Below are 14,049 nucleotides of genomic sequence, written 5' to 3'. Positions count from 1 at the left end.
AGCTACAGGACTCAGGCCACTGGCTAAAACTGTCCAACTTTTCGGGGGCAGTCCAGGGACCGCATCGCCCTCAGGCTTGGTGCGATCCTTGTAGGAGCGGCTTTAGCCGCGACGAGGCCGGTACAGGCAGCGACCATCAGCAGTCGGTCAACTCCAGAAAAATCGCCGCCAACCGCTCCAGCCCCACCTGATCCGCCTCACTGAAGCGCCCAAGCTTCGGGCTGTCCAGGTCCAGCACACCAATCAACCTGCCCTCCTTCACCAGCGGGATCACCAGCTCGCTGTTGGACGCACTGTCACAGGCAATGTGCCCCGGAAACGCATGCACGTCCTCTATCCGCTGGGTCTGCCGGGTGGCCGCTGCCGCTCCGCACACGCCCTTGCTGAACGGGATGCGCACGCACGCCACCTGGCCCTGGAACGGGCCCAGCACCAGTTCTTCGTTGCGGTTGAGGTAGAACCCCGCCCAGTTCAGGTCGTCCACCTGGTTATAGAGAAACGCCGAAAACTGCGCGGCATTGGCGATGAAGTCACGCTCGTCGGCAAACAGCGCCTGCACTTGCGCCGCCAGCAGGTTGTAGCCGTCGAGGCCGGCGCCACTGGCATTGAGGTCGATCATTTACTTTTGCTCCAGCAATTGCAGCCCGACCCAGTAGCGGGCGAACTGATAGGCACAACGGCCATTACGGTTACCGCGGCCGGTGGCCCAGCGCACGGCGAGGATGTCGAGTTCTTCGCTGCGCTGCCAGGCCAGGCCGGCAGTCTGCGCGAGCTGGCCGATCCAGTGCTCGACCACGTTCAGGAAGTGTTCCTGGGTGAAGGGGTAGAACGACAGCCACAGGCCAAAACGGTCGGACAGGGCAATCTTGTCTTCCACCGCTTCACTGGGGTGCAGTTCGCCGTCCACGCGCTTCCAGTTCTCGTTGTCGCTCTCCTTTTCCGGCACCAGGTGGCGGCGGTTGGAGGTGGCGTACAGCAGCACGTTGTCGGGGGCCTGCTCGAGCGAGCCGTCGAGCACGCTCTTGAGCACCCGGTAGTCGCCCTCCCCGGCTTCGAACGACAGGTCGTCGCAGAACAGGATGAAGCGCTGCGGCAGCTTCTGCAGCTGCTCGACCACCCGTGGCAGGTCGGCCAGGTGGTCGCGTTCGATTTCGATCAGGCGCAGGCCGGCACCCGCGTGCTCGGCCAGCAGGGCACGTACCAGCGACGACTTGCCGGTGCCACGCGAGCCCCACAGCAGTGCATGGTTGGCCGGCATGCCGTTGATGAACTGATGGGTGTTGCGGCCCAACTGGTCACGCTGCTGGTCGACACCGATAAGGTCGCTGAGGCGAATGTCCAGGCTGACTTCCAGTGGCAGCAGGTAGCCGCTGCGGCCATCGCGCTGCCAGCGCGCGGCCAGGGTAGTGGCCCAGTCGATGTTCGGGCGCTGGGCCGGCAACAGGGGTTCGAGGCGGGCCAGTACCGATTCGGCGCGGTCCAGGAAAGCAATCAAGCGAGCGTCCATGACGACTCCTACGAATTTCAGTTTTTTGGGGCCGCTGTGCGCCCCCGCTTGGCAATCAACTGAAATGAACAGACAGACCCACCAGCAGCCGGGGCTATTCGGCTATGCTTGCGCAGCGCAAGGGACGTGAAACCGGCTCGGGACACATGGATATCAAGTTCACCAATCGCCTGTCATACAAGCAAGCCCGGTTGACAGTCCTGGTCGGCTTCATCCTGGGAACATTGCTCAGTCTCATCCAGATCGGCATCGATTATGCCAGCGAAGACGCGTCCATCAACCGTGAAGTGCGCGCCTTGCTGCAAATCAGCCACAACCCGGCCTCGCGCATCGCCTACAACATCGACTCGGAACTGGCGCTGGAGCTGACTCGCGGCCTGCTGGAGTCGCCGGCCATCATCCGTGCGCGGCTGATCGACAACAACGAAACGGTACTGGCCGACGTCGAACGACCGCGCCTGGAGGACCGCTACCGGCCACTCAGCGACTTCCTGTTCGGCGATCAGCGCCAGTTCAAGGAACGCCTGTATCTGACTCACATGCCCGAGGAAAACCTCGGCACCCTCTACCTGGAGGTGGACACCTACGCCTTCGGCAGCCGCTTTCTCGACCGTGCCGGGATCACCCTGCTCAACGGCTTCGCCCGTAGCCTGGTGCTGACCGGCATCCTCCTGGCGCTGTTCTACATGATGCTGACCAAGCCGCTGGTGACGGTAATTGGTGCGCTCAGCGGCAGCGACCCGCGCAAACCCACGCAAACCCGCCTGCAATGCCCACCCGGACATGAACATGACGAAATCGGCGTACTGGTAAGGGTCGCCAACCAGCAGTTCGTCAGCATGGCCACCGAGATCGATCAGCGTCGCACCGCGGAAAACCGCCTGACCCAGTACCTCAACGAGCTGGAAGATATCGTCTCGGCACGCACCAACGAACTGAAGGCCAGCAACAGCAGTCTGAGCCTGTCCAACCAGGAGCTGGAAGAAGCCCGCCGCCGGGCGCTGGACATGGCCCAGGCGCGCGCCGCCTTCCTCGCCAACATGAGCCACGAAATCCGTACCCCGCTCAACGGCATGCTCGGCATGATCGCCCTTGCCCTGGACAGCCCGCTGCCCAGCGAGCAACGCCAGCAGCTGGCGATTGCCCATGACTCGGGCAAGGTGCTGGTGGAGTTGCTCAACGATATTCTCGACCTGTCCAAGTTCGATGCCGGCCAACTGGAGCTGGAGCGCATTCCGTTCGACATGGGCTCGATGGTCGAGGACACTGCCAACCTGCTGTCGCAGAACACCGCGCAAAGCGTGGAGCTGACCTGCCTGATCGCCCGCGACTTCCCCAGCAGCGTGCTTGGCGACCCCACGCGGGTACGGCAGATCGTCAGCAACCTGCTGTCCAACGCCCTCAAGTTCACCCGCTTCGGCCGCGTGGATGTGCGCCTGTCGACCATCGTCGGCGGTGTGCGCCTGGAAGTGCGCGACACCGGCATCGGCATCCCCGAAGAAGCCCAGGCACGGATCTTCCAGCCATTCACCCAGGCCGGCGCCGGCATCACCCGCCAGTACGGCGGCACCGGCCTGGGCCTGGCGCTGACACGCAACCTGTGCAAGGCCATGCAGGGCCACCTGCACATCAAGTCCGACCCTGGCTTCGGCAGCCGCTTCACCGCCGAACTGCCACTGGCCGTGCACACCGAAGCCATTGCGCCAGCACCGTTGCACGGGCGCGTGGCGGCGCTGAGCACGGCCGGCAGCGGGCTCGATGAACTATTGCAGGACCTGCTGCCTGCCTGGGGCCTTGCCTACCAGCACCATGACAGCTGCGCGGGGCTCGACGCCACGGCCATCGACCTGCTGATCACCGACAGCCTGGACCACCTGTTCGAACTGCGCCCGGCATTGAAAACACCGATCTTGCTGGTGACCGCCTACGGCAACTTCCTGCCCAGCGAACAGTCGGTCGCCCTCGCCCCCCTGCACCAACTGGCCCGGCCGCTGGCGCGCAACGCCCTGTACCAGACCTTGCGCCGCACCTTGCAGGGCCATGAGCCCGAACACCCGCTGGCTACCCCGGCCATCACCCTGGACCAAGGCCGCGCGCGCATCTTGCTGGTGGAGGACAACCCGGTAAACCAGCTGGTGGCCAAGGGCATGCTGGCCAAGCTCGGCTGCCAGGTACAGCTGGCCACCCAAGGCGCCGAGGCCCTGGAGCTACTGGAACAGGACGAGTTCGACCTGGTCCTGATGGACTGCAACATGCCGGTGATGGACGGCTACGAGGCCAGCCGGCGTATCCGCCAAAGCGGTCGCTGGCCCGACCTGCCAATCGTCGCCCTCACCGCCAACGCCATGCCCGAAGAGCGCGAGCGCTGCCGGGCAGCCGGCATGAACGACTACCTGGCCAAACCGTTCCGCCGTGAAGAGTTGCTGGCGCTGGTCGACCACTGGGTGCCGGTCAACGGCTGAGCAGGCGCTCGATGTCCGCTTCCAGGGCCTGCGGCTTGGTGGTGGGGGCGTAGCGCGTTACCTGGCCAGAGGCCGGGTCGACCAGGAACTTGGTGAAGTTCCACTTGATCTTCTGGCTGCCCAGAATGCCCGGCGCGCGCTGCTTGAGTTCGACGAACAGCGGATGGCTGCCGGGGCCGTTGACCTCGACCTTGCGGAACAGCGGGAAGCTCACGCCGAAATTGCGCTCGCAGAACTGGGCAATTTCCCGTGCATCGCCCGGCTCCTGCTTGCCGAACTGGTTGCAGGGGAAGCCCAGCACCACCAGGCCACGCGCGCGATAAGCCTGCCACAGTTGCTCCAGGCCCTTGTACTGCGGGGTAAAGCCGCACTGGCTGGCGGTATTGACCACCAGCAGCGCCTTGCCGGGGAAGTCGCCGAGCTTCTTGTGCTCGCCGCCCAGGGTCACGCAGGGGATGTCCAGTATCGATCCAGCCATGGTCGGGCTCCGGTCAGTCGCGCGGGCGCAGGTCGATGCACACCGAGTTGATGCAGTAGCGCAGGCCGGTCGGTGGCGGGCCATCGGGGAACACGTGGCCCAGGTGCGCATCGCAGCGGGCACAGGTGACTTCGGTGCGGATCATGCCGTGGGAGGTGTCGCGAATCTCGATCATCGCGGCTTCCTCGATGGGTGCGTAGAAGCTCGGCCAGCCGCAGCCGGAATCGAACTTGGTCTGCGCATCGAACAGCGGCAGGCCGCAGCAGATGCAGTGGTAGATGCCGTCGCGGCGCTCGCTGTTGTACTTGCCGCTGAACGGCCGCTCGGTACCCTTGAGGCGGCATACCTGATACTGCTCGGGGTCGAGCATCGACTGCCATTGTTCCAGGGTTTTCACGATCTTTTGCATGTAGGGACCTCGGCAGGCTGAATTTCACTGCGCACCGTCTTTTCCGGGGCGCGGGTGGCACGTATATTAGTTGGCTTCGTGTGCCAGGCGTTCAGTCTGGCACCCGCTTCCTGCCCTTTCAAACCTTTCGGCGGGGCGTAGCGCGTTTTCTCAATCGGGATCCCATCATGCAGTTCAGCAAATCGAACAAGCTCGCCAATGTCTGCTACGACATTCGCGGCCCAGTGCTCAAGCACGCCAAGCGCCTGGAAGAGGAAGGCCACCGCATCCTCAAGCTGAACATCGGCAACCCGGCGCCGTTTGGCTTCGAGGCGCCTGACGAAATCCTCCAGGATGTGATCCGCAACCTGCCCACCGCGCAGGGCTACAGCGACTCCAAAGGCCTGTTCAGCGCGCGCAAGGCGGTGATGCAGTATTGCCAGCAGAAGCAGATCGAAGGCGTCGGCATCGAGGACATCTACCTGGGTAATGGTGTGTCCGAGCTGATTGTGATGTCGATGCAGGCGCTGCTCAACAACGGCGATGAAGTGCTGATCCCTGCCCCCGACTACCCGCTGTGGACCGCCGCCGTGAGCCTGGCCGGCGGCAAGCCGGTGCACTACCTGTGCGACGAGCAGGCCGACTGGTTCCCAGACCTTGAGGACATCAAGGCCAAGATCACCCCGAACACCAAGGCCCTGGTGATCATCAACCCGAACAACCCGACCGGCGCGGTGTACTCCAAAGAGCTGCTGCTGGGCATGCTGGAACTGGCCCGCCAGCACAACCTGGTGGTGTTCTCCGACGAGATCTACGACAAGATCCTGTACGACGAAGCCGTGCACATCAGCACCGCCTCGCTGGCCCCCGACCTGCTGTGCCTGACCTTCAACGGCCTGTCCAAGTCGTACCGGGTGGCGGGCTTCCGTTCCGGCTGGCTGATCATCTCCGGGCCCAAGCACCACGCGCAAAGCTACATCGAAGGCATCGACATGCTGGCCAACATGCGCCTGTGCGCCAACGTGCCGGCCCAGCATGCCATCCAGACCGCGCTGGGCGGTTACCAGAGCATCAACGACCTGGTGCTGCCGCCCGGCCGCCTGCTGGAGCAGCGCAACCGCACCTACGAGTTGCTGAACGACATCCCGGGCGTTAGCTGCGTGAAGCCGATGGGTGCGCTGTATGCATTCCCGAAGATCGACCCGAAGGTTTGCCCGATCCACAACGACGAGAAGTTCGTGCTCGACCTGCTGCTGTCGGAAAAGCTGCTGATCGTTCAAGGTACAGCGTTCAACTGGCCGTGGCCGGACCACTTCCGCGTGGTCACCTTGCCGCGGGTGGATGACCTGGAGGCGGCGATTGGCCGGATCGGCAACTTCCTGCGGACTTATTCGCAGTAAGTACCGGCCTCATCGCCGGCAAGCCAGCTCCCACAGGATCTCCACAGGCCTGAAGATTGTGGGGTCCCTGGGAGCTGGCTTGCCGGCGATGGGCTGCAACGCAGCCCCAAAAACTCCATGGAATGTTTCTTACATCCTGCAACGCTCTATCCCACAGCCCCCGCGCCATCCTCTGCCATACTCCGCCGTACACAGTTTGAAATAGTCGCCCGATTGAATCGGCACGGCCGGCCCCTTATATACCCCGCAGTAAGCGACAACTCATCCGTCAGGAGAACGTAACAACCATGATGCGCATTCTGTTGTTTGTAGCCACCAACCTCGCGGTGGTGCTGGTTGCAAGCATTACCCTGAGCCTGTTCGGTTTCAACGGGTTCATGGCCGCCAACGGGGTCGACCTGAACCTCAGCAGCCTGCTGGTGTTCTGCGCCGTGTTCGGCTTTGCCGGCTCCCTCGTCTCGCTGTTCATCTCCAAGTGGATGGCGAAGATGACCACCGGCACCCAGATCATCAGCCAGCCGCGCACCCGCCACGAACAGTGGCTGCTGCAAACGGTGGAAGAGCTGTCCCGTGAAGCGGGCATCAAGATGCCCGAGGTTGGTATCTTCCCGGCGTACGAGGCCAACGCCTTCGCCACCGGCTGGAACCGCAACGACGCGCTGGTCGCCGTGTCCCAGGGCCTGCTGGAGCGTTTCTCGCCCGATGAAGTGCGCGCAGTGCTGGCCCACGAGATCGGCCACGTGGCCAACGGCGACATGGTCACCCTGGCGCTGGTGCAAGGCGTGGTGAACACCTTCGTGATGTTCTTCGCGCGCATCATCGGCAACTTCGTCGACAAGGTGATCTTCAAGAACGAAGAAGGCCAGGGCATTGCCTACTACGTGGCGACCATCGTTGCCGAGCTGATCCTGGGCATTCTGGCCAGCATGATCGTGATGTGGTTCTCGCGCCGCCGCGAATACCGCGCCGACGAAGCCGGTGCACAGCTGGCCGGTACCGCAGCAATGATCGGCGCCCTGCAGCGCCTGCGCGTGGAGCAAGGCCTGCCGGTGCACATGCCCGACACCCTGAAGGCCTTCGGCATCAATGGTGGCCTGAAGCACGGCCTGGCCGGGCTGCTGATGAGCCACCCGCCGCTGGAAGACCGTATCGAGGCCCTGCGCCGTCGCGGTTGATCCAACCGGTAAAACAAAAGGGCGACTTCGGTCGCCCTTTTTTTGTACACCTGTGCCGCCCTCTTCGCGGGCAAACCCGCTCCCACAGGTTCACCACACACCTTGAGGATTGTGCAGTACCTGTGGGAGCGGGTTCACCCGCGAAAGGGCCGGTGCAGGCTACACACCTCTCAGCGGCTGACCCGGTAAACCCGCTCCAACAAGCTCGACACCCCGGCCTGCAAAAACTTCGGGCTTTCTTCAATCACCTCCACAGCCTCCAGCTCATCCACCTGCCACCCGGTAAACCCCTGCCGCAGCTCTTCATCCCCGACCGAAAACGGCGGTCCGTCCAGCAAAGCCTGGTCATAATCCAGAGTCACCACCAACCCCTGGCAACCCGCCGGCAGCAAGCCCGACAACAGCTGCATGTAAGCCACACGCATCTGCGGCGGCAAGGCAATCAACGCCGCCCGGTCATACAGCCCCGCGCAATCGCCAATATCCTCGACCTTCAACGCAAAGAAATCCCCACACCAGAGCTCAACGTCACCACTGCGCCAAACTTCGAAAACCCCGCGCTGTTGCACCTCGGCTTCAAGCCCATGCTCACGAAAGAATGCCTCCACCGCTTGCCGCGACAACTCTACGCCCAACACGCGATACCCCTGCCCGGCCAGCCAGGCCAGGTCCAGGCTCTTGCCGCACAACGGCACCAGCACGCGGCTGCCCGGCGCCAGGCCAAGCGTTGGCCAGTACCTCTGCAGATAGGGGTTCACCTGTGCCTGGTGAAAGCCGATCTGGTTGTCGGCCCACCGCTGCTGCCAGAACGCTGGCTCCATGATCACTCCTGATTTTTAGATGGTTTGTCGGTAAAAGTTGGTTTGGATTTCGATCTGTAGTTGATCGAAGATGATTGCATCTTAACCGTCAGGACCCCGCCATGCTGCCCAGCCTGTTCATTTCTCATGGTTCTCCCATGCTTGCCCTGCAACCCGGCGCCAGCGGGCCTGCGCTGGCAGGGCTTGCCAACGCCCTGCCCCGGCCGAAAGCGATCGTGGTGGTGTCGGCGCACTGGGAAAGCCGCGAACTGCTGGTTACCGGCAGCGCACAACCAGAGACCTGGCATGACTTCTACGGCTTCCCACCGGCGCTGTATGCGGTTCAGTACCCGGCGCCGGGTGACCCCACCCTTGCCGGCCAGGTCAGCGAATTGCTGCAGGCTGCCGGGCTGACAGCCCGGCTGGACGCGCAGCGGCCGTTCGACCATGGTGCCTGGGTACCGCTGTCGCTGATGTACCCGGATGCGAATATTCCGGTGGTGCAGGTTTCACTGCCCAGCCACATGGGGCCGACGCTGCAGGTCAAGGTAGGCCAGGCGCTGGCGGGTTTGCGCGACCAGGGCGTGCTGTTGATCGGTTCGGGCAGCATTACCCACAACCTGGGCGAACTGGACTGGCATGCCGGGCCGGATGTGATCGAGCCTTGGGCACTGGCGTTCAGGGATTGGGTGGTGGAAAAGCTGCGGGCGAATGACCAGGAAGCGTTGCTGGGTTATCGGCAGCAGGCGCCGTTTGCGGTGCGTAACCATCCCAGTGATGAGCATTTCCTGCCGCTGTTCTTTGCACTGGGGGCTGGCGGCAAGTTCGGGGTGGTGCACCAGGGGTTTACCCTGGGGGCGTTGGGGATGGACATTTATCGGTTCGACTGAAGGGCCTCTTCGCGGGCTTGCCCGCTCCCACAGGTCCTCCACAGGCCTTGAGAGCTGTGATGCACCTGTGGGAGCGGGCAAGCCCGCGAAGAGGCCGGCACAGGCAAAAAAAAATCCCCAGCCAAAGCCGGGGATTTTTTCATTGCGCCAGGATCAATCCTCGCGGTAGCGACGCAGCTTCAGCTGCTTGCCAGCCACGCGGGTGTCCTTGAGCTTGGACAGCAGCTTCTCCAGGCCATCTTCCGGCAGCTCGACCAGGCTGAAGCTGTCGCGCACCTGGATGCGGCCGATGGCGTCACGAGCCAGACCACCCTCGTTGAGGATCGCGCCCAGCAGGTTCTTGGCAGCGATGCCGTCACGGGCACCCAGGGCAGTACGGCAACGCACGCGGCCTTCGGCCAGCGGCATCGGCGCACGGCGCTCGCGGTCACCACGCTCCGAGCGCTCGCCACGCTCACCACGCTCGGTACGCTCACCACGCGGGGCGAAGCTCGGCACCAGCGGCTGCTCACGCTCTACCGCAGCCAGGTCCAGCGCCTGGCCATTGGTGGCCTTGCGCAGCAGGGCAGCAGCCAGGGCACGCGCGCTGCAACCCAGGTCGGCGGTCAGGCGGTCGAACAGCTCACCGTGGGTGGCTTCTGCTTCGGCAACCAGCGGCGCCAGGCTCGAGGTCAGCTTCTTGATGCGGGCATCCAGCACGGCCTGGGCATTCGGCAGGCGGGCTTCGGCAACTTTCTGCCCGGTTACGCGCTCGATCACCTGCAGCATGCGGCGCTCACGCGGGGTGACCAGCAGCAGTGCACGGCCATCGCGACCGGCACGGCCGGTACGGCCGATACGGTGTACGTAGGACTCCGGGTCGTACGGCATGTCGACGTTGAACACGTGAGTGATGCGCGGTACGTCCAGGCCACGGGCAGCGACGTCGGTAGCGACAACGATGTCCAGGCGGCCATCCTTGAGCGAGTCGATCACGCGCTCACGCTGGTTCTGGGCGATGTCGCCGTTCAGCGCGGCAGCCTTGTAACCCTTGGCTTCCAGCGCGGAGGCCAGGTCCAGGGTGGCTTGCTTGGTACGCACGAAGGCGATCAGCGCGTCGAACTCTTCCACTTCCAGCAGACGCAGCACAGCCGGGATCTTCTGGTCGGCGTGGACCATCAGGTGGGCCTGCTCGATCGCGGTAACGGTCTGGGTCTTGCTCTGGATCTTGACGTGCTTGGGCTCGCGCAGGTGGCGTTCGGCGATCGAGCGGATCGACGACGGCAAGGTGGCGGAGAACAGCACGGTCTGGCGGCTGGCCGGGATGGCATCGAAGATCACTTCGAGGTCGTCCATAAAGCCCAGCTTGAGCATCTCGTCGGCTTCGTCCAGTACCAGGTACTGCACGGTCGACAGGACTTTTTCGTCACGACGCAGGTGGTCGCACAGACGGCCAGGGGTGGCCACGACGATTTGCGCGCCGTTGCGGATCGCACGCAACTGTGGGCCCATCGGGGCACCACCGTAGACGGCGACCACGTTCACGCCCGGCATCTGCTTGGCGTAGGTTTCGAAAGCTGTAGCAACTTGCAGCGCCAACTCACGGGTTGGCGCCAGGATCAGGGCTTGCGGTTCGCGCTTGCTCACATCGATCTTGTTGAGGATCGGCAGGGCGAAGGCAGCGGTCTTGCCGGTGCCAGTCTGCGCCTGGCCGATCATGTCGTGACCGGCGAGGATGATCGGGATCGATTGTTGCTGAATGGCGGACGGCTCTTCGTAGCCGGTCGCCAGAACGGCAGCAACAATATTCGGATTGAGATCGAGAGCGGCGAAGCCGCCGGTTTCCTGGGTCATGGGTCTGCCTCTAGGTGCATCCGCAAAGACCCATGCTCCAAAGCTGCACAAGCCATGAAAGACCGACAGGTCACCCAGGCAGCTTTGGCGGCGGGGATTTGCGAAAACGATTGAAAAAGAAAACGTGGGAAAGTCCGCCTAGCGGACGTGCAGCCGAAGCTGGACTCGGAGGGTTTGCACCACCTGATTTTGCGGTCCGCTAAAAGACCGGCGCGTACTATACCCGAAATCGTGCGCAGACGTGAGGAATATTTTCAGTGTGCCTGGCCAGTGTCGGGCCATCAATCACCTGGAGCTGAATCGATAATTCTTTATTGCCTGTACCGGCCTCATCGCCGGCAAGCCAGCTCCCACAGGGACAGCGCATGGCTTGAGGCCAACGCGGTCGGTGTAGGAGCTGGCTTGCCGGCGATAGGGCCAGCAGCCTCGCCACAGATTCATCAGGTAGCCGGCCGAATCTCGCGGATCAGCCCCTCAAGGCTGTACCCCAGGCGCGGCGCCAGCGCCTGGGCCCGGGCTTTCAGCCCATCCAGGTCCAGCGTCTGCTCCAGGTCCGCCGGCACCAGCAGGATCACATTGCCCTCCTTCACCGGCAGCTCCCAGTAATGCCGGTGGTACAACCCGCGCAGCAACGCCGCGCCCAGCGGCTTGCCGTCGTCGGTGGCCCACTGGTTGATCACCAGCCAACCACCCGGGTTCAGTTGCTGCTGGCAGTTCTCCAGGAAGTTCCACGCCAGGTGGCCCACCCCCGGCCCATGGTCGGTGTACAGGTCGACGAACAGCAGGTCGGCCTTCTCCGCCGTGGGCAACAGCTCCAGCGCATCGCCGATGCGTACATACAGCCGTGGATCGTCATCCAGGCCCAGGTACTCCATGGCCAGGCGCGGTACGTCCGGGCGCAGTTCGATGGCCTCGATGTCGTCCAGCGGCAGGAACTTCATGCAGGCCTGGGTCAGCGTGCCGGCACCCAGGCCGAGAAACAGCGCGCTCTCCGGCTGCTCGTGGCACAGCGCCCCCACCAGCATGGCGCGGGTATAGTCGTACTCCAGCCAGCTGGGGTCGGCCGTGAACACGCAGCTCTGCTCGATCGCATCGCCGAATTCCAGAAAGCGGTAGTCGTCGACTTCATACACGCTGATGACGCCAAAGGCGTCCTGCACCCGTGCCAGTAGCCGCTCTTCCCGTTCCGCCGCCATGCTCACCACCTACCCGCACAAAAACGCGCATTGTCCGCCAACACCCTCGATGCAACAAGCGCGGCGCCAACTGTTACCATGACCCATAGCCTACAACCGACAAGACCGAGCCCGAGATGAACCAACCGTGGAGCCCCGACAGCTGGCGCGCCCTGCCGATCCAGCAGCAACCGACCTACCCCGATGCCGCGCACCTGCTGAAGGTCGAACAGACCCTGGCCAGCTACCCGCCGCTGGTGTTCGCGGGCGAGGCGCGCGAGCTGCGCCGGCAGTTTGCCGAGGTCACCGAAGGCCGCGCCTTCCTGCTGCAGGGTGGCGACTGCGCCGAGAGCTTCGCCGAGTTCTCGGCGGCGAAAATCCGCGACACCTTCAAGGTGCTGCTGCAGATGGCCATTGTCATGACCTTCGCCGCCGGCTGCCCGGTGGTCAAGGTCGGGCGCATGGCCGGGCAATTCGCCAAGCCGCGCTCATCGGGCGATGAAACCATCGGCGACATCACCCTGCCCGCCTACCGTGGCGACATCGTCAACGGCATCGGCTTCGACGCGAAAAGCCGCATCCCCGACCCGGAACGCCTGCTGCAGGCCTACCACCAGGCCACCGCCAGCCTCAACCTGTTGCGCGCCTTCGCCCAGGGAGGGTTCGCCGACCTGCACCAGGTGCACAAGTGGAACCTGGACTTCATCGCCAACTCGGCGCTGGCCGACAAGTACCACCAGCTGGCCAACCGCATCGACGAAACCCTGGCATTCATGCGCGCCTGCGGCCTGGACAGCGCGCCGCAGCTGCGCGAAACCAGCTTCTTCACCGCCCACGAAGCACTGCTACTGAACTATGAAGAAGCCTTCGTGCGCCAGGACAGCCTGACCGGCGACTACTACGACTGCTCGGCGCACATGCTGTGGATCGGCGACCGCACCCGCCAGCTGGACGGAGCCCATGTGGAGTTCCTGCGCGGCGTGCACAACCCGATCGGGGTCAAGGTTGGCCCCAGCATGAACCCCGAAGAACTGATCCGCCTGATCGACACGCTGAACCCGGCCAACGACCCCGGGCGCCTGAACCTGATCGTGCGCATGGGTGCCGGCAAGGTCGGCGACCACCTGCCGGGGCTGATCCGCACGGTCGAACGCGAAGGGCGCAAGGTGCTGTGGAGCTCCGACCCGATGCATGGCAACACCATCAAGGCCAGCAGCGGCTACAAGACCCGCGATTTTGCGCAGATCCTGGATGAGGTGAAGCAGTTCTTCCAGGTGCACCAAGCCGAGGGCAGCCACGCCGGCGGCATCCACATCGAGATGACCGGGCAGAACGTCACCGAATGCATCGGCGGCGCCCGGCCGATCACCGAGGATGCGCTGTCCGACCGGTACCACACCCACTGCGACCCGCGGATGAATGCCGACCAGTCGCTGGAGTTGGCGTTCCTGATTGCCGAAACCCTCAAGCAGGTGCGGCGCTGAGTGCTTTTTGCTTTTCGCTTTTCGCTTTTGATCTTGCTTCTAGGCGCGCGATAGTTAAGGCGCCGCCGATTGCGACTTCAGGAGGCCGAGCGAAGGGCTTGCGGAGGGAGGTGACGGGCATGGATGCCCGTCAAGCGCTGAGGCCCCATGGATGGGGCCTGCAGCGCGTACTCCCGGGAGCAGGCCCGTAGCGAGGGGACCCCGGAGCGAAGCGTAGGGGCCGGATGATGGGAGCCGACGGTTTTTGGTTCCTTTTTGCCACGACAAAAAGGGACCCGCCGTAAGGGCGGAAGGGTGAGCCAGCGTCGCCATCGCAAATGGACTGTTCGCCCTATCAAAACCGGCGCTTAAGCTTTTGGGCTTTGGCTTTTGGCTTTTGGCTTTTGGCTTTTGGCTTTTGGCTTTTAGCTTTTAGCTTTTAGCTTTTAGCTTTTAGCTTTTAGCTTTTAGCTTTTAG

11 protein-coding genes and 1 pseudogene are annotated in these 14,049 nt (G+C 63.6%); 5 read left to right on the top strand and 7 right to left on the bottom strand.

Going from position 1 to position 14,049, the window contains the following annotated elements:
- Positions 1-136 precede the first annotated feature (136 nt).
- Together MJ643_RS29310 and MJ643_RS29305 are read right to left on the bottom strand one after the other, a co-directional pair.
- Entirely contained in the window at positions 137-619 is a 483-nt protein-coding gene (locus tag MJ643_RS29310) for a GAF domain-containing protein (RefSeq protein WP_023661071.1), read from the bottom strand.
- Positions 620-1,507: an ATP-binding protein gene (locus MJ643_RS29305; protein ID WP_013971547.1), complete on the bottom strand. Its 888-nt coding sequence runs from the start codon at positions 1,505-1,507 to the stop codon at positions 620-622.
- Between the two features lie 104 nt (positions 1,508-1,611).
- Between MJ643_RS29305 and MJ643_RS29300 the strand changes: the two genes are divergently transcribed.
- The gene (locus MJ643_RS29300) at positions 1,612-3,969 is read left to right on the top strand and encodes a response regulator (protein ID WP_024086513.1); all 2,358 of its coding nucleotides are present in this window, start codon (positions 1,612-1,614) and stop codon (positions 3,967-3,969) included.
- Here the strand turns inward: MJ643_RS29300 and MJ643_RS29295 are convergent.
- Positions 3,959-4,447 carry a glutathione peroxidase gene (locus MJ643_RS29295; RefSeq protein ID WP_015269382.1) on the bottom strand — a complete coding sequence of 163 codons (489 nt, stop codon included), beginning with the start codon at positions 4,445-4,447 and terminating at the stop codon, positions 3,959-3,961. The genes MJ643_RS29300 and MJ643_RS29295 overlap by 11 nt on opposite strands.
- A 13-nt stretch (positions 4,448-4,460) precedes the next feature.
- Complete coding sequence (gene msrB, locus MJ643_RS29290; RefSeq protein ID WP_013971544.1) at positions 4,461-4,856, bottom strand: peptide-methionine (R)-S-oxide reductase MsrB; 396 nt, start codon at positions 4,854-4,856, stop codon at positions 4,461-4,463.
- 167 nt (positions 4,857-5,023) lie between these two features.
- On the opposite strand from msrB, the gene MJ643_RS29285 reads away from it, so the two are divergent.
- Both MJ643_RS29285 and htpX read left to right on the top strand, forming a co-directional pair.
- A complete protein-coding gene (locus tag MJ643_RS29285) occupies positions 5,024-6,235 on the top strand; it encodes a pyridoxal phosphate-dependent aminotransferase (RefSeq protein WP_023661072.1) in 1,212 nt (403 codons plus the stop codon).
- Positions 6,236-6,522: 287 nt separating this feature from the next.
- On the top strand, positions 6,523-7,410 hold the full coding sequence (htpX, locus tag MJ643_RS29280; RefSeq protein ID WP_023661073.1) for a protease HtpX: 888 nt from the start codon (positions 6,523-6,525) through the stop codon (positions 7,408-7,410).
- Positions 7,411-7,580: 170 nt separating this feature from the next.
- Here the strand turns inward: htpX and MJ643_RS29275 are convergent, their stop codons facing one another.
- Complete coding sequence (locus MJ643_RS29275) at positions 7,581-8,231, bottom strand: thiopurine S-methyltransferase (RefSeq protein WP_031324442.1); 651 nt, start codon at positions 8,229-8,231, stop codon at positions 7,581-7,583.
- Between the two features lie 101 nt (positions 8,232-8,332).
- On the opposite strand from MJ643_RS29275, the gene MJ643_RS29270 reads away from it, so the two are divergent.
- Positions 8,333-9,100, top strand: a complete 768-nt coding sequence (locus tag MJ643_RS29270) for a class III extradiol ring-cleavage dioxygenase (RefSeq protein WP_023661075.1) — start codon at positions 8,333-8,335, stop codon at positions 9,098-9,100.
- A 153-nt stretch (positions 9,101-9,253) separates the two neighbouring features.
- Here MJ643_RS29270 and MJ643_RS29265 read toward each other — a convergent pair.
- Positions 9,254-10,967: pseudogene (locus MJ643_RS29265) on the bottom strand (DEAD/DEAH box helicase).
- Positions 10,968-11,373: 406 nt separating this feature from the next.
- Positions 11,374-12,129 (bottom strand): spermidine synthase, encoded by a 756-nt coding sequence (locus MJ643_RS29260; protein WP_015269377.1) that lies wholly within the window; start codon positions 12,127-12,129, stop codon positions 11,374-11,376.
- A gap of 116 nt (positions 12,130-12,245) precedes the next feature.
- On the opposite strand from MJ643_RS29260, the gene MJ643_RS29255 reads away from it, so the two are divergent.
- Positions 12,246-13,592: a 3-deoxy-7-phosphoheptulonate synthase class II gene (locus MJ643_RS29255; protein WP_003247094.1), complete on the top strand. Its 1,347-nt coding sequence runs from the start codon at positions 12,246-12,248 to the stop codon at positions 13,590-13,592.
- Positions 13,593-14,049 lie beyond the last annotated feature (457 nt).

The organism is Pseudomonas sp. PNPG3 (genome assembly GCF_023093815.1).
In the GTDB taxonomy this organism is placed as follows: domain Bacteria; phylum Pseudomonadota; class Gammaproteobacteria; order Pseudomonadales; family Pseudomonadaceae; genus Aquipseudomonas; species Aquipseudomonas asiatica.
Note: the sequence above shows the minus strand (reverse complement) of the source record. Positions and strands in the feature narration are given on the sequence as shown.

Excerpts from the sequence above, each read along its gene's own strand:
- htpX (WP_023661073.1), top strand. The coding sequence starts at position 6,523 with ATGATGCGCATTCTGTTGTTTGTAGCCACCAACCTCGCGGTGGTGCTG.
- MJ643_RS29260 (WP_015269377.1), bottom strand. The coding sequence starts at position 12,129 with ATGGCGGCGGAACGGGAAGAGCGGCTACTGGCACGGGTGCAGGACGCC.
- MJ643_RS29305 (WP_013971547.1), bottom strand. The coding sequence starts at position 1,507 with ATGGACGCTCGCTTGATTGCTTTCCTGGACCGCGCCGAATCGGTACTG.
- MJ643_RS29270 (WP_023661075.1), top strand. The coding sequence starts at position 8,333 with ATGCTGCCCAGCCTGTTCATTTCTCATGGTTCTCCCATGCTTGCCCTG.
- MJ643_RS29300 (WP_024086513.1), top strand. The coding sequence starts at position 1,612 with ATGCTTGCGCAGCGCAAGGGACGTGAAACCGGCTCGGGACACATGGAT.
- msrB (WP_013971544.1), bottom strand. The coding sequence starts at position 4,856 with ATGCAAAAGATCGTGAAAACCCTGGAACAATGGCAGTCGATGCTCGAC.
- MJ643_RS29295 (WP_015269382.1), bottom strand. The coding sequence starts at position 4,447 with ATGGCTGGATCGATACTGGACATCCCCTGCGTGACCCTGGGCGGCGAG.
- MJ643_RS29275 (WP_031324442.1), bottom strand. The coding sequence starts at position 8,231 with ATGGAGCCAGCGTTCTGGCAGCAGCGGTGGGCCGACAACCAGATCGGC.
- MJ643_RS29310 (WP_023661071.1), bottom strand. The coding sequence starts at position 619 with ATGATCGACCTCAATGCCAGTGGCGCCGGCCTCGACGGCTACAACCTG.
- MJ643_RS29255 (WP_003247094.1), top strand. The coding sequence starts at position 12,246 with ATGAACCAACCGTGGAGCCCCGACAGCTGGCGCGCCCTGCCGATCCAG.
- MJ643_RS29285 (WP_023661072.1), top strand. The coding sequence starts at position 5,024 with ATGCAGTTCAGCAAATCGAACAAGCTCGCCAATGTCTGCTACGACATT.